The organism is Mesorhizobium sp. M0618 (assembly GCF_040320765.1).
Taxonomy (GTDB): domain Bacteria; phylum Pseudomonadota; class Alphaproteobacteria; order Rhizobiales; family Rhizobiaceae; genus Mesorhizobium.
On the sequence record NZ_JAMYQH010000003.1, the window covers coordinates 268,302 to 295,150 of the forward strand.

32 protein-coding genes are annotated in these 26,849 nt (G+C 62.6%); 19 read left to right on the forward strand and 13 right to left on the reverse strand.

Features of this window, described 5'->3' with window-relative positions; genetic code table 11:
* Nucleotides 1–4: 4 nt before the first annotated feature.
* Nucleotides 5–511 carry a DUF1993 domain-containing protein gene (locus tag NKJ04_RS05400; RefSeq protein ID WP_352673801.1) on the reverse strand — a complete coding sequence of 169 codons (507 nt, stop codon included), beginning with the start codon at nt 509–511 and terminating at the stop codon, nt 5–7.
* A 137-nt stretch (nt 512–648) separates the two neighbouring features.
* On the opposite strand from NKJ04_RS05400, the gene NKJ04_RS05405 reads away from it, so the two are divergent.
* Nucleotides 649–1,701: a DUF1176 domain-containing protein gene (locus tag NKJ04_RS05405; protein ID WP_352673802.1), complete on the forward strand. Its 1,053-nt coding sequence runs from the start codon at nt 649–651 to the stop codon at nt 1,699–1,701.
* Between the two features lie 27 nt (nt 1,702–1,728).
* Here the strand turns inward: NKJ04_RS05405 and NKJ04_RS05410 are convergent, their stop codons facing one another.
* From NKJ04_RS05410 to NKJ04_RS05440, 7 genes are all read right to left on the reverse strand, one after another.
* Nucleotides 1,729–2,580 carry an alpha/beta hydrolase gene (locus tag NKJ04_RS05410; RefSeq protein WP_352673803.1) on the reverse strand — a complete coding sequence of 284 codons (852 nt, stop codon included), beginning with the start codon at nt 2,578–2,580 and terminating at the stop codon, nt 1,729–1,731.
* Between the two features lie 239 nt (nt 2,581–2,819).
* Complete coding sequence (locus tag NKJ04_RS05415) at nt 2,820–4,430, reverse strand: NTP transferase domain-containing protein (protein ID WP_352673805.1); 1,611 nt, start codon at nt 4,428–4,430, stop codon at nt 2,820–2,822.
* Nucleotides 4,431–4,496: 66 nt separating this feature from the next.
* Nucleotides 4,497–5,234: an XdhC family protein gene (locus NKJ04_RS05420; RefSeq protein ID WP_128303294.1), complete on the reverse strand. Its 738-nt coding sequence runs from the start codon at nt 5,232–5,234 to the stop codon at nt 4,497–4,499.
* A 6-nt stretch (nt 5,235–5,240) separates the two neighbouring features.
* Nucleotides 5,241–5,579, reverse strand: a complete 339-nt coding sequence (locus NKJ04_RS05425) for an XdhC family protein (protein WP_128303293.1) — start codon at nt 5,577–5,579, stop codon at nt 5,241–5,243.
* Between the two features lie 61 nt (nt 5,580–5,640).
* Nucleotides 5,641–6,885: a vWA domain-containing protein gene (locus NKJ04_RS05430; RefSeq protein WP_352673806.1), complete on the reverse strand. Its 1,245-nt coding sequence runs from the start codon at nt 6,883–6,885 to the stop codon at nt 5,641–5,643.
* Nucleotides 6,886–6,888: 3 nt separating this feature from the next.
* Nucleotides 6,889–7,818: an AAA family ATPase gene (locus NKJ04_RS05435; RefSeq protein ID WP_023810354.1), complete on the reverse strand. Its 930-nt coding sequence runs from the start codon at nt 7,816–7,818 to the stop codon at nt 6,889–6,891.
* Nucleotides 7,815–8,342 (reverse strand): flavin reductase, encoded by a 528-nt coding sequence (locus NKJ04_RS05440; protein WP_023810353.1) that lies wholly within the window; start codon nt 8,340–8,342, stop codon nt 7,815–7,817. Before NKJ04_RS05440 ends, NKJ04_RS05435 begins: the two co-directional genes overlap by 4 nt.
* A gap of 179 nt (nt 8,343–8,521) precedes the next feature.
* Here NKJ04_RS05440 and NKJ04_RS05445 point away from each other — a divergent pair, with 179 nt between their 5' ends.
* Both NKJ04_RS05445 and NKJ04_RS05450 read left to right on the forward strand, forming a co-directional pair.
* Nucleotides 8,522–9,595 carry a branched-chain amino acid ABC transporter substrate-binding protein gene (locus NKJ04_RS05445; protein ID WP_352673809.1) on the forward strand — a complete coding sequence of 358 codons (1,074 nt, stop codon included), beginning with the start codon at nt 8,522–8,524 and terminating at the stop codon, nt 9,593–9,595.
* Nucleotides 9,595–10,620 carry a P1 family peptidase gene (locus NKJ04_RS05450; RefSeq protein ID WP_352673811.1) on the forward strand — a complete coding sequence of 342 codons (1,026 nt, stop codon included), beginning with the start codon at nt 9,595–9,597 and terminating at the stop codon, nt 10,618–10,620. Before NKJ04_RS05445 ends, NKJ04_RS05450 begins: the two co-directional genes overlap by 1 nt.
* A gap of 9 nt (nt 10,621–10,629) precedes the next feature.
* Here NKJ04_RS05450 and NKJ04_RS05455 read toward each other — a convergent pair whose 3' ends face one another.
* Complete coding sequence (locus NKJ04_RS05455) at nt 10,630–10,884, reverse strand: DUF2171 domain-containing protein (RefSeq protein WP_127269889.1); 255 nt, start codon at nt 10,882–10,884, stop codon at nt 10,630–10,632.
* Between the two features lie 128 nt (nt 10,885–11,012).
* Between NKJ04_RS05455 and NKJ04_RS05460 the strand changes: the two genes are divergently transcribed.
* The 4 genes from NKJ04_RS05460 to NKJ04_RS05475 are packed head-to-tail and all read left to right on the forward strand — an operon-like array spanning nt 11,013 to nt 14,356.
* A complete protein-coding gene (locus tag NKJ04_RS05460) occupies nt 11,013–11,738 on the forward strand; it encodes a DUF2259 domain-containing protein (RefSeq protein ID WP_023810349.1) in 726 nt (241 codons plus the stop codon).
* Nucleotides 11,735–12,259, forward strand: a complete 525-nt coding sequence (locus NKJ04_RS05465) for a hypothetical protein (protein WP_352673813.1) — start codon at nt 11,735–11,737, stop codon at nt 12,257–12,259. The genes NKJ04_RS05460 and NKJ04_RS05465 overlap by 4 nt, the downstream gene beginning before the upstream one ends.
* A gap of 59 nt (nt 12,260–12,318) precedes the next feature.
* Nucleotides 12,319–13,620, forward strand: coding sequence for an adenylosuccinate lyase (gene purB, locus NKJ04_RS05470; RefSeq protein ID WP_352552709.1), 1,302 nt, complete (start codon nt 12,319–12,321; stop codon nt 13,618–13,620).
* A gap of 7 nt (nt 13,621–13,627) precedes the next feature.
* Entirely contained in the window at nt 13,628–14,356 is a 729-nt protein-coding gene (locus tag NKJ04_RS05475; RefSeq protein WP_352673815.1) for a metallophosphoesterase family protein, read from the forward strand.
* A 15-nt stretch (nt 14,357–14,371) separates the two neighbouring features.
* Here NKJ04_RS05475 and NKJ04_RS05480 read toward each other — a convergent pair whose 3' ends face one another.
* Entirely contained in the window at nt 14,372–15,187 is an 816-nt protein-coding gene (locus NKJ04_RS05480; RefSeq protein WP_023810345.1) for a VOC family protein, read from the reverse strand.
* A 244-nt stretch (nt 15,188–15,431) separates the two neighbouring features.
* Here NKJ04_RS05480 and NKJ04_RS05485 point away from each other — a divergent pair, with 244 nt between their 5' ends.
* Nucleotides 15,432–15,986: an RBBP9/YdeN family alpha/beta hydrolase gene (locus NKJ04_RS05485; protein WP_352630255.1), complete on the forward strand. Its 555-nt coding sequence runs from the start codon at nt 15,432–15,434 to the stop codon at nt 15,984–15,986.
* Between the two features lie 6 nt (nt 15,987–15,992).
* Here NKJ04_RS05485 and NKJ04_RS05490 read toward each other — a convergent pair whose 3' ends face one another.
* Nucleotides 15,993–16,766 carry an HpcH/HpaI aldolase family protein gene (locus tag NKJ04_RS05490; protein ID WP_023810343.1) on the reverse strand — a complete coding sequence of 258 codons (774 nt, stop codon included), beginning with the start codon at nt 16,764–16,766 and terminating at the stop codon, nt 15,993–15,995.
* 128 nt (nt 16,767–16,894) lie between these two features.
* On the reverse strand, nt 16,895–17,215 hold the full coding sequence (locus NKJ04_RS05495) for a DUF1476 domain-containing protein (protein WP_013532126.1): 321 nt from the start codon (nt 17,213–17,215) through the stop codon (nt 16,895–16,897).
* Nucleotides 17,216–17,490: 275 nt separating this feature from the next.
* On the opposite strand from NKJ04_RS05495, the gene purC reads away from it, so the two are divergent.
* From purC to NKJ04_RS05525, 6 genes are all read left to right on the forward strand, one after another.
* Nucleotides 17,491–18,285, forward strand: a complete 795-nt coding sequence (purC, locus tag NKJ04_RS05500; protein WP_013532127.1) for a phosphoribosylaminoimidazolesuccinocarboxamide synthase — start codon at nt 17,491–17,493, stop codon at nt 18,283–18,285.
* A gap of 43 nt (nt 18,286–18,328) precedes the next feature.
* The gene (purS, locus tag NKJ04_RS05505) at nt 18,329–18,571 is read left to right on the forward strand and encodes a phosphoribosylformylglycinamidine synthase subunit PurS (protein WP_352630298.1); all 243 of its coding nucleotides are present in this window, start codon (nt 18,329–18,331) and stop codon (nt 18,569–18,571) included.
* Between the two features lies 1 nt (nt 18,572).
* The gene (gene purQ / locus NKJ04_RS05510) at nt 18,573–19,241 is read left to right on the forward strand and encodes a phosphoribosylformylglycinamidine synthase subunit PurQ (RefSeq protein ID WP_352440154.1); all 669 of its coding nucleotides are present in this window, start codon (nt 18,573–18,575) and stop codon (nt 19,239–19,241) included.
* Between the two features lie 84 nt (nt 19,242–19,325).
* On the forward strand, nt 19,326–19,991 hold the full coding sequence (locus NKJ04_RS05515) for a glutathione S-transferase family protein (RefSeq protein WP_127810643.1): 666 nt from the start codon (nt 19,326–19,328) through the stop codon (nt 19,989–19,991).
* Complete coding sequence (locus tag NKJ04_RS05520) at nt 19,988–20,395, forward strand: hypothetical protein (protein WP_352673817.1); 408 nt, start codon at nt 19,988–19,990, stop codon at nt 20,393–20,395. Before NKJ04_RS05515 ends, NKJ04_RS05520 begins: the two co-directional genes overlap by 4 nt.
* A 3-nt stretch (nt 20,396–20,398) precedes the next feature.
* Nucleotides 20,399–21,040, forward strand: a complete 642-nt coding sequence (locus NKJ04_RS05525; protein ID WP_352673819.1) for a Pr6Pr family membrane protein — start codon at nt 20,399–20,401, stop codon at nt 21,038–21,040.
* A gap of 78 nt (nt 21,041–21,118) precedes the next feature.
* Here NKJ04_RS05525 and NKJ04_RS05530 read toward each other — a convergent pair whose 3' ends face one another.
* On the reverse strand, nt 21,119–21,370 hold the full coding sequence (locus tag NKJ04_RS05530; RefSeq protein WP_128303279.1) for a DUF1127 domain-containing protein: 252 nt from the start codon (nt 21,368–21,370) through the stop codon (nt 21,119–21,121).
* Nucleotides 21,371–21,463: 93 nt separating this feature from the next.
* Here NKJ04_RS05530 and NKJ04_RS05535 point away from each other — a divergent pair, with 93 nt between their 5' ends.
* The 5 genes from NKJ04_RS05535 to grxD all read left to right on the forward strand — a co-directional run bounded on the left by NKJ04_RS05535 (nt 21,464) and on the right by grxD (nt 26,673).
* Nucleotides 21,464–22,873, forward strand: coding sequence for an aminotransferase-like domain-containing protein (locus tag NKJ04_RS05535; protein ID WP_352673821.1), 1,410 nt, complete (start codon nt 21,464–21,466; stop codon nt 22,871–22,873).
* A gap of 119 nt (nt 22,874–22,992) precedes the next feature.
* Nucleotides 22,993–25,224, forward strand: coding sequence for a phosphoribosylformylglycinamidine synthase subunit PurL (gene purL / locus NKJ04_RS05540; protein ID WP_352552722.1), 2,232 nt, complete (start codon nt 22,993–22,995; stop codon nt 25,222–25,224).
* Nucleotides 25,225–25,267: 43 nt separating this feature from the next.
* A complete protein-coding gene (locus NKJ04_RS05545) occupies nt 25,268–25,789 on the forward strand; it encodes a hypothetical protein (protein WP_352673823.1) in 522 nt (173 codons plus the stop codon).
* Nucleotides 25,790–25,922: 133 nt separating this feature from the next.
* Entirely contained in the window at nt 25,923–26,156 is a 234-nt protein-coding gene (locus NKJ04_RS05550) for a BolA/IbaG family iron-sulfur metabolism protein (RefSeq protein ID WP_010909092.1), read from the forward strand.
* 181 nt (nt 26,157–26,337) lie between these two features.
* Nucleotides 26,338–26,673, forward strand: coding sequence for a Grx4 family monothiol glutaredoxin (gene grxD, locus NKJ04_RS05555; RefSeq protein ID WP_006332883.1), 336 nt, complete (start codon nt 26,338–26,340; stop codon nt 26,671–26,673).
* Nucleotides 26,674–26,849 lie beyond the last annotated feature (176 nt).

Consider the following 26,849-nt stretch of genomic DNA (forward strand, 5'->3'; position numbering starts at 1 on the left):
TTCCTTAGCGCGATCCCAGGAACGTCGCCTTGCCCAACGGCACGCCGTTGTGGCGAAGGATGTCGTAAGCCGTGGTGAGATGGAAATAGAAGTTGGGCATGGCCACATGCAGCAGATACTGCATGCCGGGCATAGAGCTTTCGCGCCCGCCGAGCTTCAATTCGATGATCTTGTCGTCGGAGCCGTCGAACTCGGCAGCCGAAAATGACGCCAGAAGTTCCAGGGTTTTCGTGATGCGAGCCTGGACATCGGCGAAACTCGCCTCATTGTCTTCGTATTTCGGCACTTCGCGGCCGGCGAGCCGCGACGGCGCGCCCTTGGCATGATCGGTGGCGATCTGCACCTGCCTAGTCAAGGCGAACATGTCTGGCGCCAGCCGCGACGTCAGAAACACCTGCGGATCGATCTTGCGGTCAAGCGCATTCTGTTCGGCGGTCGCCAGCACATTGGAAAGCGCTTTCAGCCTGGCTGCAAACACCGGCACGGATGCCTCATACATCGATATCGTCACGTCAAATCTCCTGTCCGGCCGAACGCCGGCGGACGCGACGTAGCGCCTTCGCGCACGATTTTTCAAGACCGCCGACGCTGCGTCACCACGTTGCCGCAATCGCCGTCGTAGAATCCTCTATCGAGCGGAGGTTCCCGATGAGACGCGCCCTTTTCGCAGCGACTGCCCTTCTCTCCCTGGCACCGATCGGCCAGACGGTATTGGCTGCCGACGATGCCTCCGAAGCGCCCTATATCGACGATCGGTCAAGCGCCGATGCGGTTGTCCGTTCGCTGTACAGCGCCATCAGCCGGCACGAATTCGCCCGCGCATGGGGGTATTTCGGCGATACAAAGCCGGCAAAGGATTTCGATAGTTTCGTCAAGGGCTATGATGGGACGGACAAGGTCGAAGTCCAGACCGGGGCGGTTTCCGACGAAGACGCGGCTGGCAGCATTTTCTACAACGTCCCCGTCGCCATCCGCGCGACGGACAAGGCTGGCGGCGAAAAGGTCTTTGCCGGCTGCTATACGCTGCGCCAGGTGAATGCCCAGATCCAGGCGGAGCCACCCTTCGATCCGATCCACATCGAGAAAGGGGCACTGAAGCCCTCCACTGCCGATTTCGAGGAGGCGCTGCCGCCAAGCTGCGGCGATGGCCCGCCACCGCCAAAGAAAGACACCGCACTGGAGCAGGCCAAGAAGGCCTTTCTGGCAACCTATGGCGACCAGTGCGACAAGCAGTTCCTCGCCAATGAGCCGACCGTTTTTTCGATCAAATACAAGGACAAGGATGCGCAGCCCGGCGATCCCGACAAGGAGACGCGACTGTTCCATTTTTCCTGCTCGGCCGCCGCCTACAATGAAAGCTCGATCTACTACATGACCGACGACGTGTCGGGCGTGCAGCAGTTGCAGTTCGCCGAGCCCAAGATGGACATCCGCTACGAGAACAATGACAGCAACGGCAAATTGCTGGGCATGAGTATCGTCGGCTTCCAGACGTCCGGCTGGGCGGTCAATTCCGACTATGACGAGGCTGCCCACACGATCACAACATTCAACAAGTGGCGCGGCATCGGCGATGCGTCCGACGCAGGGACGTATCTGTTCCGCAATGGCAATTTCTCGCTGGTCCAGTATGACGTCGATGCGTCCTATGACGGCGAGCAAAATCCCGAGACTGTCGTCGACTACAACACCGCGCCCTGAGCCTGGAAGGGCTTTCCGCGATGCCGGTCAGGGCGCCTTCGACAGCATCCAGTTGAGCGTGCCGCGCCAGTCGGTCATGCGGATCGGGGTGCCATGGGTGCCGGTCTCGAAGCGGATGAAGCGGGTCGGATAGGTCTTCGATTTGGTCAGGATCGAGCGAAAGAACGCCTCCTGCTTTGCCACGGGGTAGACCACGTCGTGGCTGCCCTGGCCGAAGAAGACCGGCACGCGGCGCTTGAAGGCCGGGCTGGTGAAAAAGCTCTCATCCCACAGCGAACCGAGCAGCAGCAGGCCATTGATGCGTCCGCCCGTATCCTTGCGCGCGGCCAGCTTCCAGCATAGCGCGCCGCCCATCGAGCCGCAGGCGACGAAGATCTTCGCGCCTGGCGACTGTTCGGCATAGTGACCGATCAGGGCAGCGATCTGTGCCGCTCCTGTATCGCCGAAATCGGGGAAATCAGGACTGAGATAGAGGCCGCCATTGCCGGCCATCAGGTTCTTGAGCCGGTTGAAATTGCCGCCGAAGGTGAAGTCGTCGACACCCTGCTTGCGGCTGCCGCCCTGCCCGTGCAGATAAAGCACGATGATGCCGGCGCCCTCGGTCCTTCCGACGGCGACATGCCTGACATCGCCAGCATCGGTTTTCAGCAACAGATCCTGCTGCATCTTGCGGACGCCGGTGTCGGTGTATTGGGCGTTTACCCGGCGCTCCGGCACCTGGTCACGCTGGTTGATATCGCGCATCTCGCGGTAGTCGATGACGGTATAGGCGCCATTGGTGTCGGACGACAGCGTGGCCGGATAGGCGAAGAGATCGTCCTTGAAGGGTTTTAGTTCGAGAGCGGCAGCGTGGGCAGCTGAAGAAAACAAGAAAAGCATTGCCGTGAGGAAAGCGCGGCACGCCCCCCTCTGGCCTGCCGGCCATCTCCCCCTCAAGGGGGGAGATTGGATGCGCCTTCTGCTTTCACCAATCTCCAAGATTTCAGGACGTGAGCTGCCGTCAAAGCTACCAATCTCCCTCCTTGAGGGGGAGATGGCCGGCAGGCCAGAGGGGGGTAAAAGCGCCAACATGGAAGATGAAGTCATCCCTCTGGCATGCGTTTTTAGGCTTGGGTTTGTCAATCCTGCAGCACGCCGCCGGAGCCTTCCAGCGCCTCGCGTGTGTCGACATCGACTGACGCCGCCGCGCCGATCTCGACATCGATGACATCGAGCCCTTCGGTCTCGACCAGATGGCGCGCGCCGGTGTCGCCTTCGAGATGGGCGATCGCCGGAAACAGCGAGCGCGGCAAAAGCACCGGGTTGCCGCGCTTGCCGTCATGCGAAGCGCGGACCACCGCATTGCCGCCGGCCTTGCGGAAAGCATCGATCAATCTGTCGAGATCGCCAGACGTGATATCAGGCATGTCGCCGAGAACGATCATCACGCCGGCGGTGTCTTCCGGCAGATAGGCAATGCCGGCCTTCAGCGAAGTGGACAGGCCCTCGGTAAAATCGGGATTGTCGGCGAAGGCCACGTCGAGGCCCGCCAGTGCCGCGCGCACCCGATCGCGCTGGTGGCCGGTGACGACGACAGTGCCGGACGCCTTCGAGCCGAGCGCCCGCCCGGCGGTGCGGCGCACCAACGGCTTGCCGTCGAACAGCGCCAGCAGCTTGTTCGGCCCGCCCATGCGGCTTGAGCGGCCAGCCGCCAGCAGCACGATGCCGACCTTGAGCTGGCTTCTCGCCGGCAGCGGTTCGCGCGGCTGCGGCCGTGTCGGGATTTCCATCAGCAGCCCGCCGACCCCCATGGCGGCAATATCCCTGGCGGTCACGTCGATACCGGCGATCAAACGGTCCAGCACCCAGTCGAAACCGTTCTCCTTGGGGCTGCGGGCGCAGCCGGGCGCGCCGATGACGTGCTTGCCGCCGAGCATACCGAGCACCAGCAGATTGCCGGGATCGACCGGCATACCGGCGCGGATGACAGTACCGCCCGCCCTCTCGATCGCCGCGGGAATGACATCGGCAAAATCGCTCATCGCCGAAGCGCCGAAGATCACCACCATGTCGTTGTCGCGCGCCAGGGAGACCGCGGCCTCCGCCACCGGTGCGATCTCATGCGGCGTGCGGCGCTCCGCAGTCAGCCTGCCGCCCGTGCGCGCCAGCCGCGCTTCGGTGACGCGCAACGTCTTGTCCAGCACACTCGGCTTGATGCCCGGCAGAACCGTCTGGATGACGCCGACACGCACCGGCTGGTAGGCGTTGACGGCAAAGATCTCACCACCGGCGCAAATTTTTGTCGCGGCGTCGACCAGCGCTGAACTGACCGCGAAGGGAATGATCTTCACCGTCGCGACCATCTGGCCTTTCTCGACCGGCGCATGCTGCGCCAGCGTGGCGATGGTGATGGCGGGATCGATGGCATTGATGGCGTCGATGGCAGCGGCATCGACCGTGAAGATGCCCGGCGCCTTGGCATGGAGGTTGACCCGCCCGGTCGCGGCAGGCCTGGCCTCGATCCCGCGAAAGGTCATGCTCTCGGCTATTTCCTGCGCGGCGGCATCCTCGCCGAGGTCGTCGGCAGCCAGCACGGCTGCAACGACCTGCGAAATGCCGGCGGCCCGCAGCAGCGCCACATCTTCGGCGCTCAGCCTGTGCGCCTTGCGGAAGCGGCGTTCACCAGCGGTGGTGGAGTGCGCCAGCACCGCGCCTTCCGCGGTCTCGATCGGGATCGGGCCGAATTTCACGCCGCAGCGCCCGTAGAGCGCCGCGCGTCCTTTTGGACGCGCAAAGGACGCTCTACTACTTTGAATCTACGCATCGTGCTTTTCCAAAATCGATTTCGATTTTGGAGCCGATGCGGAGGCATCGAAACCGCGCGAGCGGAAGGCGTGGATCGCCTGGGCCAACACCGCAACGGCGATCTCTCCCGGGCTGGCAGCACCGATGTCGAGCCCGATCGGCGCATGGATACGGGCGATCTGATCGGCGCTCGCGCCCAGCGCCAGCAGGCGTTCGACCCGCTTGGCATGCGTCTTCCTGCTACCGAGCGCCCCGACATAGAAACAGTTGGCGTCGAGCGCGGCCTTCAGGGCGAAATCGTCGACCTTCGGATCATGGGTGACGGCGGCAAGTGCGGTGTAGCTGTCGAGCGGCTGACGCTTCAGCACATCCTCCGGCCATTCGGCATGAAGCGCCACGTCGGGAAAGCGGTCCGGCGTGGCGAAAGCAGTGCGGGGGTCGATGATCTCGACGGGATAGCCGGCGATCCTGGCCATCGGCGCCAGCGCCTGGCTGATATGGACAGCGCCAATCACGACCAGACGCGGCTGCGGCAGATGCGCGTTGAGAAAGAAAGTCCGCCCCTCTGCTTCGACCGAACCGGAGTTGCCTGTGCGGAACGCCCTGGCGATCGCGGCGCCAAGATCGCCGGCGACCTGATCGCCCTCGCGCACGATCCTGTCGCGGCCGTCGCCTAGATCGGTGACAAGGATCGCCGCGCGGCGGGCACGGCGTTCGGTGTTCAGTGTTTTCAGTGCATATGGATCCATTGAAGATCAGCCGAGCCTTTCAACATAGACCTTGATGCGACCGCCACAGGACAAGCCGACCTGCCATGCGGTTTCATCGGCAACACCGAACTCCAGCATCCTGGCCTTGCCGCTGTCGATGACGTCGATGGCCTCGCTGACCACAGCGCCTTCGACGCAGCCGCCGGAAACGGAGCCGTGGAAATTACCGTCGGCATCAATGACCAGATGGCTGCCTATGGGTCGGGGCGCCGAACCCCAGGTCTCGACCACAGTCGCGATGGCCACGTCCTTGCCGTCCTTCATCCAGCCCTCCGCAATGATCAGCGGGTCGCGGGCCTCATCCAGATAAATGCTGTTTTCCATGACCGTTTCTCCAGAAGTCTGTTTTTCTCGGGATCTGTTTTTCCGGATGGGAAAGATATGGTTATGCGGCGTGCCTCGCGCCAGCTTCCAACCATCGGCGCGGATCGACGGATTGTGCCGACTTCTTGTCCAGCGACGCGCAGAGATCGGCGAGCGCGTCGAGATTGTGCACCGAGCGGAACTCGTCGACATGCGGCAGCATCGTCTTGACGCCGCGGGCGCGCGCCTGAAAGCCGTCGAAGCGCAGCAACGGGTTCAGCCAGATCAGACGCCGGCAGGATTTGTGCAGGCGCTCCATTTCTTCAGACAGGCCGGCGACATCGTCGCGCTCCAGCCCGTCTGTGATCAGAAGCACGACCGCGCCCTGCCCCAGCACGCGGCGCGACCATATCAGGTTGAACTCGGCCAGCGTGTCGCCGATGCGGGTGCCGCCCGACCAGTCCCTGACCGCCGCCGAACAGTCGGCAAGGGCTGCATCCGGGTCGCGATGGCGCATCTGCCGGGTCAGGTTGGTGAGCCGGGTGCCGAAGACGAAGGTGTGCACGCGACGCCTTTTTTCAGTCAGCGCATGCAGGAAATGCAGGAAGATGCGCGTGTACTGGCTCATCGAGCCGGAAATGTCGGCCAACACGACCAGCGGCGGGTGAACCTCGCGCGGCGAACGGAACTTCGGCAGAATCAGTTCGCCGCCGGTGCGCGCAGCCGAACGCATCATGGCGCGCGGATCGATGCGGCGGCCATGCGCATCGGCCTTGAAGCGCCGGGTCCGCACCATGTCGAAAGGCAACCGCAACTGCGCGATCGCCTTCTTGGCGTCGGCCATCTCGGCGGCGTTCATCTGGGCAAAGTCCTTAGCCCGCAGCACCTCGTTGCCGGAGAAGGTGAAACGGGCGTCGACTTCGATCTCGGGGATTTCTTGGCGCGGCTGGTTCTTCTGATGGCCTTCGAACATGGCCTGGCTGACGCGGTTCTCGGCAACACGGGGCTTCTGCTTTTCCCTGTTGTCCGGTGCGACCGGCGAAAACATAGCCAGCATCTTTTCGATCAGTTCGCGCGACTTCCAGAACAGCCGGAAGGCTTCGTCGAAAGTGGCGTGGTCCTCATGCCGCGAGACCAGCACGGCGTGCAGCGTCCAGTAGAAATCGTCGCGCGAACCAATGCCCGCGGCGAGCACCGCCTCGATGGCGTCCTTGACCGAGGCCGGCCCGACCCGCATGCCCGCCTTGCGCAAGGTGCGGGCAAAATAGACGATGTTGTCGGCGATCCGCCCGTGCGGCATGGCCTCTTTTGGTTCGGGGCGCGACATCGCCTACTCCGCCGCCGAAAGCTCGGCCTTCACCTCGTTGAGGATGCGCCGGCCTTCGCCCTGTTCGATGCGGGCAATGTCGTCCTGGTATTTCAACAGCACGCCGATCGTGTCGGAGACGGTTTCCGGATCGAGCGCCACCTTGTCGAGCTCGGTCAGCGCACCGGCCCAGTCGATGGTTTCGGCGACGCCAGGCACCTTGAACAATTCGATCTGGCGCAGCTTCTGGATGAAGGAGACCACTTCGGCCGAAAGCCGCTGGTTGGCCTGCGGCACCTTGCGGCGCACGATCTCCAGTTCGCGCTCGGCGTTGGGATAGTCGACCCAGTGATAGAGGCAGCGCCGCTTCAGCGCATCGTGGATTTCGCGGGTGCGATTGGTGGTGATGATGACGATCGGCGGTTCTTCCGCCTTGATGGTGCCGAGTTCGGGCACCGTCACCTGGAAGTCGGACAGGATTTCGAGCAGGAAGGCTTCGAACGCCTCGTCGGTACGGTCGAGCTCATCGATCAGGAAAACCGGGGCAGCGCCCGTCTTTCCGGTCAGCGCATCGAGCACCGGGCGGCGGATCAGGTATTTTTCGGAAAAGACGTTGCGCTCCATGGCGGAGCGCTCGACCTTGCCGGCCGCCTCCTCCATGCGGATCTCGATCATCTGCGCGGCGTAGTTCCACTCATAGACGGCGGACGAAACGTCGAGGCCTTCATAGCACTGCAGGCGGATCAGCCGGCGACCGAGCGCCTGTGCCAACACCTTGGCGATCTCGGTCTTGCCGACGCCGGCCTCGCCCTCGAGGAACAGCGGCCGCTTCATACGCAACGACAGGAACAGCACGGTCGCCAGCGACCGGTCCGCCACATAGTCCGCACCGGTCAGGAGATCGAGCGTCTCGTCGATCGTCCGTGGCGCGGCGCGCGGTTTCAGCTCGGTCATTCTTTCTCCGTGAACGCCGCCGCTCCGCTTTCCAGTACGTGGTAGCCGCGGGCGTGGTAAATCAGCGGCCGCAAATTATCGCCCATACGCAGACCTGTCACCTTGCCAAAAAGCACACGATGGGTGGCCAGATCCTTGGTGTCGATCAATTCGCAGTCGAACACGGCGAGCGCGCCTTTCAGCGTCGGTACGCCGGTAGAGATCACATCCCATTCGCCAAGCGCGAAACGTTCCTCGACCGGCAGGCCGGTGATGCCGGAAAAGCCGACCGACAGTGGCTCCTGGTGCGAGGCCAGCGTGTTTAGGGCAAACCTGCCGTTTTTCACGAACAGCTCATTCTTGGCATTTTCGCGGTTGAGACAGACCAGGATGGTCGGCGGCGTGTCCGACACCGAACAGGCGGCGATCACCGTCGTGCCGCGCTTGCCGGCCGGCCCGTCGGTGGTGACCACATGGACGTGGCCGGCAAAGTGGCTCATCGCATCGCGATAGGCCTGCGGCCCAATGTCGTTCTTCTTCAGCACCGTAAATTTTCCATGGTCAGGATCCTACCGACATATATGGCCAGACATAGCCCGCCACAAGCGAAGTGCCTGAGCCATATCCCGGAATTCGCGTGTTGCACCAAGGCCGGGCAGCCTTTAGGTCTTGGCGGTAATAGTGCCGGGAGCATAGAGCCGGCACGGAGGGACCCATCGCTCGAATGCGACCCAGGACAAGAACAATAGCGGCGCTGTTCTGGCTGTTTCTGGCCAGTGCCGCGGATGCCCAGACGCTGCTCGTCGGCGTCTCAGCGCCCCTGTCGGGACCATCGGCCATTCTCGGCAAGCAGATCAAGGCCGGCACCGGTCTGGCCGCCGAGGCGAACGGCATCGAACTCAAGACGGTGGATGATGCCTGCACCGCCGATGGCGGCGCTGCCGCGGCCAGGGAATTTGCCGCCGCCAAGGTCAATATCGTGGTCGGCTTCCTCTGCACCGAGGCGATCGAGGCGGCGATGCCGATCCTGAAGGACGCCGGCATTCCGGTCATCACCGTTGGCGTGCGGACCGAAAGCCTGACCGACCGCCGCGCCAAGACTGGCTGGCCGGTCTATCGCCTCGGACTACGCGGCGACGATGAGCGCAACACCGTCGCTTCTGCCCTCACCCATCTGTGGCAGAACGAGCTGTTCGCCATTATCGACGACGGCACCATCTACGGCCGTGAGATCGCCGAGACGTTGCGGGCAGCGGCCGAACAGGCAGCGCTGAAACCGGTGTTCGTCGATACGTTCCGGCCACAGCTCGACAACCAGATCGGCATGATCGGTCGGCTGAAGAAGGCCGGCGCGACGCATGTCTTTGCCGGCGGCGACGGCGACGACATCGCCATCATGGGCCGCGATGCCGCACAGCTTCAGGCTGGCATCGTCTTTGCCGGCGGCGAAAATCTCCGCACACCGCCGGGCGACGTGCCCTATGCCGTGGGCACGCTGATGATCGCACCGCCGGAATGGGCCGATGTCGCCGATCCAAAAGTGCTGGCGGCATTTGACGCTAGGAAGATCGTGCCCAACGGCTATGCGCTGCCCGCCTACGCCGCGGTCGAAATCGCCAAGGCGGCATCAAGCTTGTCCGAAAGCTCGGGCAAGCCATTGGCTGAAGCCCTGACCGGGCAGGATTTCACCACGGCGATCGGGCCGATCCGCTTTGATGCAAAAGGCGACCTCAGCCAGAGCCCCTACCGCGTCTTCCGTTTCGACGGCACGCGCTTCGCGCCCTTGGAAAGCAACTGATGTTTCGCACCGGCCCACGCAACCTGATCACCGACGTTGCCGGCCTGCGCGTCGGCAATGCGTCCGACGCCAGGCTGAAATCCGGGGTGACGACCGTGCTTTGCGATGCGCCGACGGTGGCTGGCGTTCAGATCCTGGGCGGCGCGCCGGGCACGCGCGAGACAGACCTGCTCGAACCGCACAATTCGGTCGATGTGGTGCACGCCGTCGTGCTTTCAGGCGGTTCGGCTTTCGGCCTCGACGCGGCGTCCGGCGTGCAGGCGGCATTGCGCGAACGCGGCATCGGCCTCGAGGTCGGTGGCTTTCGTGTGCCGATCGTGCCGTCGGCGATCCTGTTCGACCTGCGCAATGGCGGCGACAAGGATTGGGGCCGTTATCCACCCTATCGCGAGCTTGGCTATGAAGCCGCGCAAACCGCCAACGCCGATTTTCAACTCGGCACAATCGGCGCCGGCACCGGCGCGCTCACTTCGGGGCTGAAAGGCGGCCTCGGCTCCGCCTCGACGCTGCTGGATAGCGGCGTCACCGTCGGCGCGCTGGCCGCCGTCAACCCGACCGGATCGGTGACAACAGGCCGAACCCGCCATTTCTGGGCGGCACCGTTCGAGATCGGCGGCGAATTCGGCGGGCTTGGTTACCCCACGCCGATACCGGACGATGCGAAACGGATTCTTTTGAAACACCGCGACAAGCATGTTGGCAGGCAGATGGAGACCGGCGGCAACACCACCATCGCCGTCATTGCCACCGATGCGGTGCTCACAAAAGCTGCCGCCAAGCGCCTGGCGATATCGGCGCATGACGGGTTCGTGCGCGCGATATGGCCGACGCACACACCGGCCGATGGCGACCTTGTGTTCGCGTTGGCGACCGGCACGAGCGGTATCGAACTCTCCGCCGATGCGGCAATCGATCTCTACGCCGCCGCCGGCGCCACCATGGCGCGCGCCATCAGTCGCGGCGTCTATGCGGCAACGCCTGCCGAAAACGATCTGTTTCCGGTCTGGTCGTCACGCCTGAGGTGAAGCGATCAATCAGACCCGATCGGACTTTTCTTCCTCGAACGTCACCGCAACATCGGAATTCGCTGACAGCCAGACCTTCTTCCCGTCGACTTCGGCAATCAGGCTCAGGGGAATATAGTGATGATGGCCCTTGTGAGCGCCCTCGCCGCTATCGGCCTTGGTCAGCTTGATGCGCTGGCCATCGACCTTGTCGACAGTACCGACATGCACGCCGTCGGCGCCGACGACTTCCATATGCTCGCGAATTTTGCTGGTGTCGGTCATGGTGGTTCTCCATTGGGACTGCCGACCATAACAAATGACGGGCCGATTGGATGCATCGGCTTTCGCACCGCACGACGTTTTGATTTCGGCGTGCTAGGGGATTGAGACGATCACGGGGGTGAAGACCGATGCGAATGCTCTTTCTGTTTGCCGTTGGCCTGCTTGCACAGTTTGCCACCTCGATCGCGGCTCATGCCGGCGATGTCGCCGAACTTGAAATCCTCGGCTTCACCAAGGACGGCAGCGTCTTTGCTTTCGAGGAATATGGCGTGCAGGATGGATCGGGTTTTCCCTATGCCAACCGCTACTACATCGACACCAGCACCGACAGCTTTCTCAAGGGCACGCCGATCCGGGTCCGGCTTGAGGACGAGAATGCCAAACTGGATGCGGCGCGCCTTCAGGCCCGGCAAAAAGGCGAAGCCATTGTCAGTCAGGCCGAGTTGGACGCCAATCGCGGCATCACCGCCGGTTTCAACCCGGTGACCGAACTTTCGGCCGATCCGCACCGGATGGCAGTCAACCCGCGCCCGATCTTTTCGCCGGTCGACCCACCGCTCGAGTTCCGGCTCGACGAGATCGGCATGAACAACACCGAGGGCTGCGAGAGCCAGGGCGAGATCAACGGCTTCCGGCTGCTGCGCATCGAGGCGCAAGACGGCGGCACGACCAAGCTGCTGCACGAGGATAAGGCGATACCGAAAAGCCGGGGTTGCCCGAACGGCTACCGCATCGGCGCCGTGCAGACCTTTTCGATGGACAGTCTCAGCGCCTATGCCGTGCTGATCGCGGTGCGCCAGTACGGCTTTGAAGGCCCGGACTTTCGCTGGATCGCGGTGACCGGCCGCCTGTGACACCGCTTGTCCCACCCGCCCCGCGCGATCGTTCGCTGAACCGCCTTCGCCGCGCTATACCGACGCCGCGCACTGCGTTTTATGGCGCCTTGCTATGGGCCACGACGATGGGCGCCAGTGCGCTCGTCACCCTGTTGTTGGACGACTGGGAGACGCCGGCGAAAATCCGCATTGTCACCGTACTGTTCGCGGTGGGAGCTGCGCTGGCCTTTCCTATCGGCCTGTTCGCGGCGCGGCTGGTTTCGCAGGGAAGACGCTGGGAAGTCGCCTTTGCCGCGGCCTTCGTGTGCCTAGCCGCGGCGACGATCGGCCTGACCGCCGGGCTGTTTGCCCTGCAGTACCGCTCCTACTATGCCGAGTGGCATGCGCCTGCTTTCACCCGCACCTGGGTCCTCCAGTTCGTCTTCACGACGTTGATTGCGCTTTATCAGTTCGTGGTGCTGGGCATCCGGCTCTATTTTCCAGTTGGTTTCATCGCTCTGTTTGCCGCGGGCGTCTGGTTTGCGCGCCAGCGGCGTTGAGCATTTTGCTCGCCTCTGTTAGGACGCGGGCAAACTTCTCGATATGTCAGGACTGACCGATGATCCCTCGCTATTCCCGGCCGGAAATGGTCGCCATCTGGTCGCCAGAAACCCGGTTCCGCATCTGGTTCGAGATCGAAGCCTATGCATGCGACGCGCTGGCCGAACTCGGCGTCATCCCCAGGGAAGCGGCAAAAACCATCTGGGAAAAGGGCGGGGCGGCAAAATTCGATGTCGAGGCGATCGACGAGATCGAGCGCGTTACCAAGCATGACGTGATCGCCTTCCTCACCCATCTTGCCGAATTCGTCGGGCCGGACGCCCGCTTCATCCATCAGGGCATGACCTCGTCCGACGTTCTCGACACCTGCTTTGCGGTGCAGCTTACCCGCGCCAGCGACATCCTGCTCGCCGACATCGATGGTCTGCTTGCAGCGCTCAAGCGCCGCGCCTTCGAGCACAAGGACACGGTCACCATCGGCCGCAGCCATGGCATCCATGCCGAGCCGACCACCTTCGGCGTCAAGCTGGCGCAGGCCTATGCCGAGTTCTCGCGCTGCCGCGAGCGGCTGGTGCACGCGCGCGAAGACATCGCCACCTGCGCCGTTTCGGGCGCAGTCGGCACCTTCGCCAACATCGATCCCTATGTCGAGGAGCATGTCGCGGCGAAGCTCGGCCTGAAGCCCGAGCCGGTGTCGACGCAAGTGATCCCGCGCGACCGCCATGCGATGTTCTTTGCCACGCTCGGCGTCATCGCCTCCTCGGTCGAGCGGCTGTCGATCGAGATCCGGCATCTGCAGCGCACCGAGGTGCTGGAGGCGGAAGAGTATTTTTCGCCGGGCCAGAAAGGCTCGTCGGCCATGCCGCACAAGCGCAACCCGGTGCTGACCGAGAACCTCACCGGCCTTGCCCGCATGGTGCGTTCGATGGCGCTGCCGGCGATGGAGAATGTGGCGCTCTGGCACGAGCGCGACATCTCGCACTCCTCGGTCGAGCGCATGATCGGCCCGGACGCCACCGTGACGCTCGATTTCGCGCTGTCACGGCTGACCGGCGTCATCGACAAGCTGCTCGTCTATCCCGACAACATGCTGAAGAACATGAACAAGTTCCGCGGCCTCGTGCATTCGCAGCGCGTCATGCTGGCGCTGACGCAGGCGGGCCTGTCGCGCGAAGACTCCTACCGGCTGGTGCAGCGCAACGCCATGAGAGTGTGGGAGCAAGGCGCTGATTTTCTTGAGGAATTACTGTCCGACAAGGAAGTGACCGCAGCGCTGCCGGAAGCCGAGATCCGCGAGAAATTCGACCTGGGCTATCACACCAAGCATGTCGACACGATCTTCAAGCGGGTGTTCGGATAGGATTTCCATGCGACTGGCTGTCCTTTCCGACATTCACGGGAATCTGCGCGCGCTTGAAGCGGTTCATGCGCGGATCAAGGACAATTCTCCCGACATCATCGTCAATCTGGGTGATTGTCTCTCCGGGCCGCTATGGCCGGAAGAAACCGCGCAATATTTGATTGCACAGAACTGGCCGACCGTGCGCCGCAATCACGACCGTGTGCTGATCGAGCCGCCGGCTTCCGGGCTGGAAGACGTCGATGCCTTTACCCACCATTGCCTCTCCCAGACGTCATTGGCTTGGCTTTTGGCATTGCCGATTGCCCTGACGCTCGCCCCTGAAATTCTGCTCTGCCACGGCAGCCCCAGCGACGACGAGACGTTCCTGCTCGAGGAAGACGGCGGCAATCACTTCTATCCATCCAATCAAAAAGAAATCAGACACAAGCTCGGCAGCATCGATGCCGGGCTGACCTTGTGCGGCCACACCCATACGCCGCGCGTCGTGCGGCTTTCCGACCGCCAGACGATCCTAAATCCCGGCAGCGTCGGTGTTCAGGCGTTTCCCGGCCTTACCGTGACCGGCAGCCCGCATGCCCGCTACGCCCTCGCCACGCACAAGCGCGGAGAATGGTCGTTCAGCCATCACGCGGTCAGTTATGACTGGGCCGAAGCATCCAGCCGCGCGACGGCGGCCGGCTTCGACAGTTGGGCACACGGATTGCTGACCGGTTACGCCGCCAGTTCTGTTTAAGAGCGCAGCGGGCGCTTAGCCGGCAGCGCCAGGCACGGTGCGGATCACCGTGCCCCACGGGTCTTCCCGCGTGGTTTCGGTGGATGCCTTGTCCGAACGCATCTCGACCCAGGCCAGACCTGACCGGGAGGGATCGCGGCGGCCTGCGCCTGAACTCTGCCAGGCGTTGGCGCCGATGTGGTGGTGATAGCCGCCCGACGACAGGAACACCGCCTGGCCGCCATATTTCGCCACCGTGTCGAAGCCGAATTCCTGGTTCCACCAGGCTTCGGCGTCTTCCGGCCTGCCGACACGCAGGTGGACATGGCCGACGATGCTGTTTTCCGGCGCGCCCTGCCAGCCGGCGTCACCCGCAGGCACTTCGGCAACGACGGACGGAATGTTCAGCCGCTCCGTTGCCATGGCAATCTTGTCGCCATTCCACTTCCAGTCCTGCGGGCGGCGGTCGGCATAGATCTCGATGCCATTGCCTTCGGGATCGGTCAGGTACAGAGCTTCGCTGACCAGATGGTCGGAAGCGCCCTCGATCGCGATCTTGTTCGATATAGCGTGGTTGATCCAGCGGCCGAGATCGGCGCGGCTGGGCAGCAGGAAGGCGGTGTGGAACAGCCCGGCGCTGCGCGGATCATCCGGCTTAGCTGAAGCGTCCTGCTCAAGCACCAACAAGGGACGGTTGGCGGCGCCCAGCGTGATCGAACCATCGGCACGGCTCAACTCCTGCAGACCGACAATTTCGCGGTAATATGCGGCAAGGCTTTCCGCGTCGCGCGCCTTCAGCCCGACGCGGGCAACGCTGACTGGGGTGGTGGCGGCAAAAGGCAACTCGCTCATCAAATGCTCCGTTCGACCGGCCTGCGATGAAGCTCCCAAAGCGAGAAGCCCCACTCCGCCGATCATTGTACGTCGTGTCAGTTCCAAGGGTTCCCGCGCACGGCTGTTTCTTTTCCTGACCACAGATCGTCCATCGGCATCGTTCACACAAGACGCGAAGAAGCGAACATGGTGTTCACTATTGTGATCAAAAGTGGCGTTCCCGCCGGTTGCACGAAGCGATGCCGCTCGCTATCTCAGCGCCATGAAGGTCAGAGACGCAGATATCCTCATCGTGCCGGGCTACACCAATTCCGGCCCCGACCATTGGCAGAGCCGCTGGCAGTCGAAACTGTCGACGGCGCGCCGCGTCGAACAGGCCGAGTGGTCGAAGCCGGTTCGCGAGGACTGGACCGCGAGCGTCGCCAAGGCGGTCAACGAGGCCGAGCGGCCGGTCGTCCTGGTCGCGCATTCGCTCGGCGTCACCACTGCGGTGCAAGCCATTCCGCAATTCCGCAAGCCGATCGCCGGGGCCTTCTTCGTGGCACCTCCCGACGTCGCCAATCCCGAGATCAGGCCCAGGCACCTGATGACCTTCGGTCCCTACCCGCGTGAGCCGCTGCCCTTTCCCTCGATCGTGATCGCCAGCCGCAACGATCCGTTCTGCGCCTTCGATGTCGCCGAAGACATTGCCGGTGCATGGGGCTCACTATTCATCGATGCCGGCGAGACCGGTCATCTGAACGCGGATTCAGGCTTCGGGCCGTGGCCCGAAGGTTCAATGACCTTCGCCAAATTCCTGACGGATTTGAAACCCTGAGTTTCTTCAGGACCCAATCGAATCGCGGACGCTCTTGATCAGCGTTTTTGCGCCAAGCCCGATCAGCGAATGCTCGGAGCCCATGGCCAGCAGGCGATAGCCCATCGACACAACCCGGCCGGCAATTGCCGGCTCGACAACGTAGATCGCCGCATGTTTGCCGGCCTTGCGGGTGCGCTCGGCCACCGATGCCACCGTCTCCATCATGCTTTCCAGCGTCGAATTGACGGTCGCACCATTGCTCCAGGCGATCGAGAAATCCGATGGGCCGAGGAAGATGCCGTCGATGCCGGGCGTGTCGAGGATGCCGTCGAGCGCATCGAGGGCCGGACGCGTCTCGACCATGGCGAAGGCCATGGTGCGTTGGTTGGTGTCGCGCAGCCACTCGGCCTGGTCGCCCTTGCCGTGGCGTGGAAAAGCGTAGGTCGGACCCCAGGAGCGCTCGCCGAGTGGCGGGTATTTCATGGCGGCGGCGAACAATTTTGCATCGGCAACCGAATTCACCATCGGCGCGATGACCGCCTCGGCGCCGAAATCGAGCGCGCGGCTTGCCATGTCGAAACGGCCAACGGGAATGCGCACCAGCGCCGGCTTGCCGGCGGCGAGCACCGGCACCAGGCCACGCAGCACGCTGTCTTCGTGATGGCCGCCATGCTGCATGTCGAGCGTGACGGCATCAAAGCCCTGCTTGGCGACGATCTCGACGGTCAAGGCATCCGGCACGCCGGACCATGCGGTGAACAACGTTTCATCGGCCGCGAGGCGGGACTTCAGGGACATGGGTACTTTCCTTGTTAACTCCGGCAGTTTCAGCCGGAAATCGTGACAAAGGCAAAGAAAAACCGCCCGGATAGGCCGGGCGGTCGATTGGTCCAGCGTATGGCCGCGGGATCAGCGCATGGCCGGGATCAGGTGTTCTTGATCTGCTCGATCGCCTGCGCCATCAGTTCGTCCATGGTGCGGCGGATCTGGTGGTCCGACTGCTCGACGCCGGCCGCGTCGAAATCCCCGCGGATTTTGCGGAACACGTCGTGGTCGCCGGCTTCCTCGATGTCGGAGATAACCACTTCCTTGGCATAGGCGTCGGCATCAGCGCCGGACTTTCCGAGCTTTTCGGCGGCCCACAGGCCGAGCGCCTTGTTGCGGCGTGCCGAGGCCTTGAACCGAAGCTCCTCGTCGAATGCGAATTTACGCTCAAAGCCCTCTTCGCGGTCTTTCATGCTGCTCATGGCGTCCCTCCGGTCAAATTCGATTCGTTGGCGGTGAATATGTGCGTTGCCAAAGCACAAACCAAAAGGTCGCGGGCCGGTCAATACGCTTCATCGCATGCTGCGCTGCGGCATTTCAGTCCCGAAAGCGGTTGATTGGAAGGATTTGCCGATTGAGCAAACGATGTGATTGGGATAGACCCGGCATTGAACCCTACCGTAGCCGCACTATTTCAGGCAGACGGACAGGAAATGGTCTGATACCGCCCTGTCCGGAACCCCAGAGAAAAATCCAGATGAAAAATCGCCGCCGCATTTATGAAGGCAAGGCCAAGATACTCTATGAGGGACCCGAACCGGGCACGCTTATCCAGTTCTTCAAGGATGACGCCACCGCGTTCAACAAGAAGAAGCATGAAGTCATCGACGGCAAGGGCGTCCTCAACAACCGCATTTCCGAGTACATCTTCAACCATTTGAACCGCATGGGCATTCCGACCCATTTCATCCGCCGGCTGAACATGCGCGAGCAGCTGATCAAGGAAGTCGAGATCATTCCGCTCGAAGTGGTGGTGCGCAATGTCGCCGCCGGCTCGTTGTCCAAGCGGCTCGGCATCGAGGAAGGCACCGTTCTGCCGCGCTCGATCATCGAGTTCTATTACAAGGCCGACGCACTCGACGATCCGATGGTGTCGGAAGAGCACATCACCGCGTTCGGCTGGGCGAGCCCGCAGGAAATCGACGACGTCATGGCGCTGGCCATCCGCGTCAACGACTTCCTCTCCGGCTTGTTCATGGGCGTCGGCATCCAGCTTGTCGACTTCAAGATCGAATGCGGCCGGCTGTTCGAGGGCGACATGATGCGCATCGTCGTCGCCGACGAGATCTCGCCGGATTCCTGCCGCCTGTGGGACGTGGCGACACAGGACAAGCTCGACAAGGACCGTTTCCGCCGCGACATGGGCGGCCTCGTCGAAGCCTACCAGGAAGTCGCACGCCGCCTCGGCATCATGAACGAGAACGAGCCGCCGCGCCCGACCGGCCCGGTGCTTGTCGCCTCGACCGACGGCCTCAAAGGCAAGCCGCACTGATCGCGGCTTGCGAACTGATAGTCCGAACAGGAGCATGTCCAGCGTGATCAAGGCCCGCATTACCGTCACCCTCAAGAACGGCGTGCTCGACCCGCAAGGCAAGGCGATCGAACACGCGCTGTCCGGCCTGGGGTTCGATGGTGTGGGCCTTGTCCGGCAGGGCAAGGTGTTCGACGTCCAACTGGCGGAAAGCGACAAGGCCAAGGCCGAGGCCGACCTCAAAGCCATGTGCGACAAGCTGCTGGCGAATACGGTGATTGAGAATTACGCGGTGGAGATCGCCTAAATTGAAATCAGCCGTCGTCCTCCTGCCCGGCCTCAATCGCGACCGCGACATGATCGCAGCGTTGACCAAGATTTCGGGAACACCGCCAGTCACCGTCTGGCAGACCGATACCGAAATCCCCGATGTCGACCTGATCGCCATTCCAGGCGGCTTTTCCTTCGGCGACTATCTGCGCTGCGGCGCGATCGCGGCGCGCATGCCGGTCATGCGGGCTGTGGCCGAAAAAGCGGCCGCCGGCGTTACGGTCATCGGCGTCTGCAACGGTTTCCAGATCCTGGTCGAGGCCGGCCTGTTGCCGGGCGCCTTGATGCGCAACACCTCGCTGAAATTCGTCTGCCGGCAGGTGAAGCTCGAAATCACCAATGCCAACACCATGTTCACCCGCCGCTATCAGCCGGGCCAGATCATCCGCTCGCCGGTCGCGCATCATGACGGCAATTATTTCGCCGACGCCGACACGCTTGCCCGCCTCGAAGGCGAAGGCCAAGTGGTGTTCCGCTATGCCGAGGGCACCAACCCCAATGGCTCGATCAACGACATTGCCGGCATCATCAACAGCCAAGGCAATGTGCTCGGGCTGATGCCGCACCCGGAAAACCTGATCGAAGCAGCCCATGGCGGCACCGACGGCCGCGGACTGTTCGAGAGCGCCCTCGGCATCGCCGCCTGACGATATCGAAGCGAACAGCTTGAAAACAGCCGGACATTCCTGTCTCTTTGGAGCAAGTCTGGTTCATTGGGGAGAGAGACGGTCATGAAACTCTATTCGCGGCCGTTGTCGCCCTACTCGTCGATCGTGCGGGCACTGGCCTACATCAAGGACGTACCACTCAAGATCATCGCGCCGCCGCCCGGTTTCCCCATCCCGGAAGAGTTTCGCGCCATCTCACCGATGAACCGGATTCCGGTGCTGATCACCGGCTCGGGCGAGACGATCGTCGAATCGGTGGTCATCGCCGAATATCTCGAGGAACGGTTTCCGGAGCCGGCGCTGCTGCCGCCCGACTCCAAGGATCGCGCGCTGGTGCGTATGTTCGCCCGTATCACCGATCTCGATGTGCTGACACCGATGATGAAGCTTTTCGAGCTTCATTCCGTGCCGAAGCGAAACAATGCCGAGATCGACGCCCAGTTCGCCCGCCTGCATCATGGACTGGCGGCGATCGAGGCCCGCATGGCGCAAGGGCCCTTCGCACTCGGCGACGATATTAGTTTCGCCGATGCCTGGCTGACGCCGACGCGGTTCATCTTCAACAATTTCCGGGCCATGACGGGACGCCACGACCTGCTCGACGCCTATCCCAAATTCGACGCCTACCAGCAGATCGCCTCGCAACACCCGGCATTGTCGAGGGTGTGGGGCGAGATGACCGATGGTTTGAAGATTTTTCTGTCCGAACTTGAGATGGGTGCCGCTTGATCAAGTCGAAGACGATCACGCTGGTCGCCGCGGCGGGCTTTGTGCTGGCATCTTGCCAGTCGACGCCAAAGAGCACGCCTGTTCCCTCAGGCAAAAGTGCTGCGCTGCTGGCCATGGAACAAGTGGCGATCGCTGCCCACAAATGCTGGATCGCCAGCAAGGACCCGGCCTTCAAGTCATATCAGATGGCCAATGAACTGAACTCGTTCAGCGGCACGCCGCGTTTCCTGCTGGTGCCGGCCAAGCACTATGGCGGCAAACCACTGCTGGTCGTGCAGGCGCAAGGCAATTCTAGCCGTGTCGACGTCTTCGGACCGCTGATGAACGATCCGCTCGGCGCCCGCATCGGCTCGGACATCGCTCGTTGGCAGACCGGCAATCCGGCCTGCGCCGCGACGGCCTAGCCCATGGGCCGCTTTCTGCAGATTGTGGGGCTGGTCATCGGTCTGGCCGGGCTCATCCTGCAGTTCTGCATCAGCATTCCGGCATCGATGGAAGCAGGCCGCAGCCTGCTTGGCTCCGTCATTTTCGTCTTCAGCTTCTTCACCATCTTGACCAATATCGGCGCGGTGCTGGTGTACACGTCGCTGCTGTCACCCACCGGATATGGCTGGCTGCCGGCCTTTGCAGGCGCGCGGATGCGGGCCGGCGTTGCCGCTTCGATCGCGCTGGTTTTTATCATCTATGCAACGGTCCTGGCACAACTCTGGCAGCCGCAGGGGCTGTTCCTGCTCTGCGACGTCCTGCTGCATTATGTGACGCCGGTGCTCTTCGTGCTGTGGTGGTTGATATCGGGCGCTGACGGTAGGACGCGGTGGAGCGACATTTCCTGGTGGGTGATCTATCCCATCGCTTATCTGGTCTATGCGCTGGTGCGGGCGCCGTTTGCCGGCGAGGTGCCCTACCCTTTCCTGGACATCGCCAAGAACGGCGCGACCAGCGTCGTCATCTCGGCCGCAGCCATCACCGGACTTTTCCTCGTGCTGTGCGTGGTCGCCGTCCTTGCGGACCATGGCATTGCTCGCACCAGGGCATCGAGCGTCCGTTAGAACTGTGCGGACGTCCTGTCCGCATTTCCAGGGACCATTATCTTTCCCAAAAACCGGTTCCCACTTTTGGGATCACGGTCAGTCCCAGAACGGCCTGATGCCCTCGCGGTGGGCATCGCAGCGCGAGATGCCGATATCCTTGAGCTGGTCGTCGGTCATCTCCAGCAGCGCCAACCGGCTGCGGCGGCGATCCAGCAGGTTGTCGATCCATCTTGCCAGCGACCTCAGCACGCGCACAAGGCGGCTGACAAAGCCGCGCTGAACCGACGGGCGTATCGATTGGCCTGATAATGCAGCGCTCGAATGACGTATTGTCGCGATTGTATTCATTTTCTTTCTGCCGATGGTCTAAATTGTACCCTTTTTTGCACGCGATTGATATGTATTGACTCATGTGCCGGTGCAATATAGAAAATTGTCACCATGACAAATTGGCTTCCAGATCTCACTGCCGGCTCCGGCCCGCTGTATCAGCGGCTGGCGGATTCCATCAAGACGGACATCGATCGCGGCGTGATCGATGCCGGCGCAAAGCTGCCGCCGCAACGCGACCTCGCCTACGACATCGGCACCACCGTCGGCACGGTCGGCCGGGCCTATCAATTGCTGCGCGAGCGCGGGCTGGTGAGCGGCGAAGTCGGGCGTGGAACCTATGTGCTCGGCCAGCGCGCGAAGCCGGATTTTCCGGCTCCGGACGTCGGCGGCGAAGGCACACGCTATATCGATGCGCCTAAAGGCAAGTTGCGTTTCGACAGCACCGCAGCACCCGATATCGGCCAGGGCGACATCGTCGCCGGTGTCCTGTCGCGCACGGCGCAGGACCATCCACATGAGATTTCAAGCTACACGCGGGATTTTCCCGACCGCTGGTACGAAGCCGGCGCCCGCTGGTTGGCGCGCAATTCGTTTCGTCCGAGTGCCGACACCGTCGTTCCCACGCTCGGCACCCATGCGGCGGTGATGGCGGCAATCGCGGCGCTCACCATGCCTGGCGACTATGTTGCCTTCGAGCACCTCACCTACTCGCAGATTTCCCGCAGTGCCGGCCTGATCGGCAGGCGCACCGCGCTGGTGGCATCGGACGAGGAAGGCATCGATCCGCAGGATTTCGAGCGCGTCTGCGCGCAAAAGCATCCCAAGATGATCTTCCTGATGCCGACTGCGCAGAATCCGACGCTGGCCACCTTGTCGGCGGCGCGCCGCGAGGCGATCGCCCATGTCGCACGCGAATACAACGTCGTCCTCATCGAGGACGACCTCTATGGCAATCTGACCGATGATCCGACACCATTGCTGGCCGAGTATGCGCCTGAACGCACCATTGTCGCGGGCGGCCTGTCGAAGTCGGTCGCAGCCGGTGTACGCGGCGGCTGGCTTTCTTGCCCGCCCGCCTACCGCCACCGCATCCGTGTCGCCCACAAGATGATGACCGGCGGCATGCCCTTCCTGCTGGCGGAGGTGAATACAAGGCTGGTGCTGTCAGGTCAGGCGGATGAGATACGCAAGCGCAGCATCGCCGAAATCGGCGCCCGCATCGCCATCGTGCGCGAGACTTTGGCCGGCTTCGCGTTCAAGTCGCATGACAGGGTGCCCTTTGTCTGGCTGACCCTGCCCGACCCCTGGCTTTCCGGCACCTTCAAGAACGCCTGCCTTGAGCACGGCGTGCTGATCGACGATGAGGACGAGTTCAAGGCCGGCCGCTCCGAGCAGGTTTTCCATGGCGTCCGCTTTGGCGTTTCGCAGCCGAGACAGCGCGAGGACATAGCCGAAGGCGTCGCGGCGATCCGGCGACTTCTCGATGAAGGCCGCGCCGGCTACGACAGCTTCTCCTGACACTGCGTGGCTTTGTCCGGTTTTCCGTCGTTTTTCCTCAATCCATGGGTGTATCGGCCGCGAGGCTTGCGATAAGACGGGACTCAAAATCCCAACGTCCCGGATATAAATCGCCGCCCATGACCATTTCCAATTCCGTGCCGATCACCCCTGAGCTCATTGCCTCACACGGGCTCAAGCCCGACGAGTATCAGCGCATCCTCGATCTTGTCGGGCGCGAACCGAGCTTCACCGAACTCGGCATCTTCTCGGCGATGTGGAATGAGCACTGCTCCTACAAATCCTCGAAGAAGTGGCTGCGCACGCTGCCGACCACCGGTCCGCAAGTCATCCAGGGGCCGGGCGAGAATGCCGGCGTGGTCGACATCGGCGACGGCGACTGCGTCGTCTTCAAGATGGAGAGCCACAACCACCCGTCCTATATCGAGCCCTACCAGGGCGCGGCGACCGGTGTCGGCGGCATATTGCGCGACGTCTTCACCATGGGCGCGCGGCCGATCGCGGCGATGAATGCGCTGCGCTTCGGCTCGCCTGACCATCCCAAGACCCGGCACCTCGTTTCAGGCGTGGTTTCCGGCGTCGGCGGCTATGGCAACGCCTTCGGCGTGCCGACAGTCGGTGGCGAGGTCAATTTCGACGCCCGCTACAATGGCAACATCCTGGTCAACGCCTTTGCGGCGGGCCTTGCCAAGACCGATGCGATCTTCCTGTCGGAAGCCAAGGGCGTCGGCCTGCCGGTCGTCTATCTCGGCGCCAAGACTGGCCGCGACGGCGTCGGTGGCGCCACCATGGCGTCGGCTGAATTCGACGACAAGATCGATGAGAAGCGCCCGACAGTGCAGGTCGGCGATCCCTTCACCGAAAAGTGCCTGCTGGAAGCCAGCCTCGAACTGATGGCCTCGGGCGCCGTCATCGCCATCCAGGACATGGGTGCCGCCGGCCTCACCTGCTCGGCGGTCGAAATGGGCGCCAAGGGCGACCTCGGCATCGAGCTCGATCTCGACAAGGTTCCTGTGCGCGAAGAGCGCATGAGCGCCTACGAGATGATGCTTTCGGAAAGCCAGGAGCGCATGCTGATGGTGCTGCGCCCGGAAAAGGAAAAGGAAGCCGAGGCGATCTTCCACAAATGGGGGCTCGATTTCGCCATCGTCGGCAAGACCACCGACGATCTGCGCTTCCGCGTTCTGCACCAGGGCGACGAGGTCGCCAACCTGCCGATCAAGGATCTTGGCGACAAGGCTCCGGAATATGATCGGCCGTGGACCGAACCGAAGAAGCCGGCGCCGCTGGCCGCCAATGACATTCCGCAAGCCGACGTTGCCGACGCGCTGCTGAAGCTGCTCGGCGGGCCCGACCTGTCTTCGCGGCGCTGGGTGTGGGAACAGTATGACACGTTGATCCAGGGCAATTCGCTGCAGCTTCCAGGCGGCGATGCCGGCGTGGTCCGGGTCGAAGGCCATGCGACCAAGGCGCTCGCCTTCTCGTCCGACGTGACGCCGCGCTATTGCGAGGCCGACCCTTATGAAGGCGGCAAGCAGGCGGTGGCCGAATGCTGGCGCAACTTGACCGCCACCGGCGCTCTGCCGCTGGCCGCCACCGACAACCTCAATTTCGGCAACCCGGAACGGCCCGAGATCATGGGCCAGTTGGTCGGCGCGGTGAAAGGCATAGGCGACGCCTGCCGTGCGCTTGGCTTCCCGATCGTCTCCGGCAATGTCTCGCTCTACAACGAGACCAACGGCCAGGGCATCCTGCCAACCCCGACTATCGGCGGCGTCGGGCTGATCGCCGACTGGTCGAAGATGGTACGGACCGGCTTTGCGGCCGAGGGCCAGATGATCCTGCTGGTCGGCGCGCCGGCCTCCTGGGGAACGCATCTCGGTCAATCGGTCTATTTCAGGGACATACACGGCCGCACGGATGGCCCGCCGCCGCCGGTCGACCTCGATCACGAAAAGCGCGTCGGCGACCATGTGCGCGCGCTCATCGCATCCGGTGTCGTCACGGCGGCGCACGACGTTTCCGATGGCGGTGTCGCCGTTGCACTTGCCGAGATGGCGATGGCGTCCGGAATTGGCGCCGCCGTTCCCGGGCTTGTCGGCACCGATCCGATCCCGGTCTGGTTCGGCGAGGATCAGGGCCGTTATCTCCTGACGCTGTCGATCGATCCGCATGGTGACGAATGGGACGCCATTCGCAAGCAGCAGGGCGAACTCGGCATCTTCGCGCCGTGGATCGGCTCGACCGGGGGCAGCGCGCTGAAGCTTGGCGACGCCAGGGCAATCCCGGTCAGCGAACTCTCCGCGGCGCACGAAGGCTGGTTCCCCCGCTTCATGGACCAGGCCAGTTGACGAGAGCATGATCCCGAAAGTGGGAACGGTTTTCGGGAAACTCATGATCAATCACAGGAAACTGGCTGCCCGGGCGCTGCTTGCAGTCGTCTTCTGGCCGTCGTTGTTCTTCTTCTGGTTCCTGGGACCGTTCGTCTTTTTCCTGCTGTCGACAACCTCAAGCGAGGTGTGCATGCGGCTGGAAACGCGCGCGGAGTTCCTTGCCGCGGCCAATGGCGCCATCCCCATGCTCATCGCGCAGAATCTCATCTACGCGGTCCCGATCGTCTGCCTGGTTCTGTGGGACCGCCTGGCGCCGGATCCGGCACGGGCAAGGCACATTGTCACCTGCATCAAGCTTTTTGCCAGCGCGGTGGTCGTAGGCGCGTTGTGGGAGTACGGCTCGTCGTTGACCTGCGACGGCTACGGCCAGGCGTTCTTCTCGCCGGCTTGGCAAATGACGAGCTATCTTCCCATTGTCAGCCTCGTGCTCAACGTGCCGCTCTATGTACTTGCCTTCAGCCTTGGCCGTGCTTTCTCGACACGCGAGGACGTTGCCGAGAATGAAGCAAGCCCACCGGCCTAGTCTTTCTCTGAAGCCGTCTGGCCGTCTTGCCGTTGGTGGGACAGAACGGCTTCAATCCGGACCGGAAAGGCTTTAGGCTCGCCCGACTCTCATCTTATGGCCGGCTGCCGGCCGCTCGAAACAGGATTTTGCCATGGCAATGGATGCCCACGACATCGAAAAACTGATCAAGGACGGCATTCCGGACGCCAAGGTGACGATCCGCGATCTTGCCGGCGACGGCGACCATTATGCGGCCGAGGTGGTGGCCGAGAGCTTTCGAGGGAAAAGCCGCGTGCAGCAGCACCAGATGGTCTATGACGCGCTGAAAGGAAATATGGGTGGCGTGCTGCACGCACTGGCGCTGCAGACCAGCGTTCCTGACTGAGCCGCACCGGAACAACCGCAACCACGCGGATCAGTGTCGAGAGAACCGCTTGGCCCAACACGGCTCATCCTTTGCGCCATTTCAGCCACGGCACGGCTAACGTCTTGTTTCGAGCAATCGTTGGGTTTATTTGAAGGGATATGTTTCGAGCCTGACTCCCACAGGCGGGAAAGGATTTTCCATGAGCGGTATCAACGACTACATCGACAATGAAGTGAAGGGCAACGACGTCGTCCTTTTCATGAAGGGCACGCCCGGTTTCCCGCAATGCGGATTTTCCGGCCAGGTCGTCCAGATCCTCGACTATATCGGCGCCGACTACAAAGGCGTGAACGTTCTGGACTCGGCTGAACTGCGCCAGGGCATCAAGGAATATTCCAACTGGCCGACGATCCCTCAGCTCTACGTCAAGGGCGAATTCGTCGGCGGCTGCGATATCATCCGCGAGATGTTCCAGGCCGGTGAGTTGCAGACGTTCCTGGTCGAGAAGGGCGTCAGCGTCAAAGGCGCCGCCTGATTTCTGTTTTGTGCACATTGCCATCCGAAGGCTGATTTTGATTTTCGGGGTCATGCACAAAGGCGTCGGGGGCAGCTCGGCAATTTTCATGTCCTGAACCCAGGACCAAGACGAGCCAATGCGCCGGCCCGCCGGCGCATTTTCGTTTGAAAGATCGGACTTGCCGTGGACCAGTC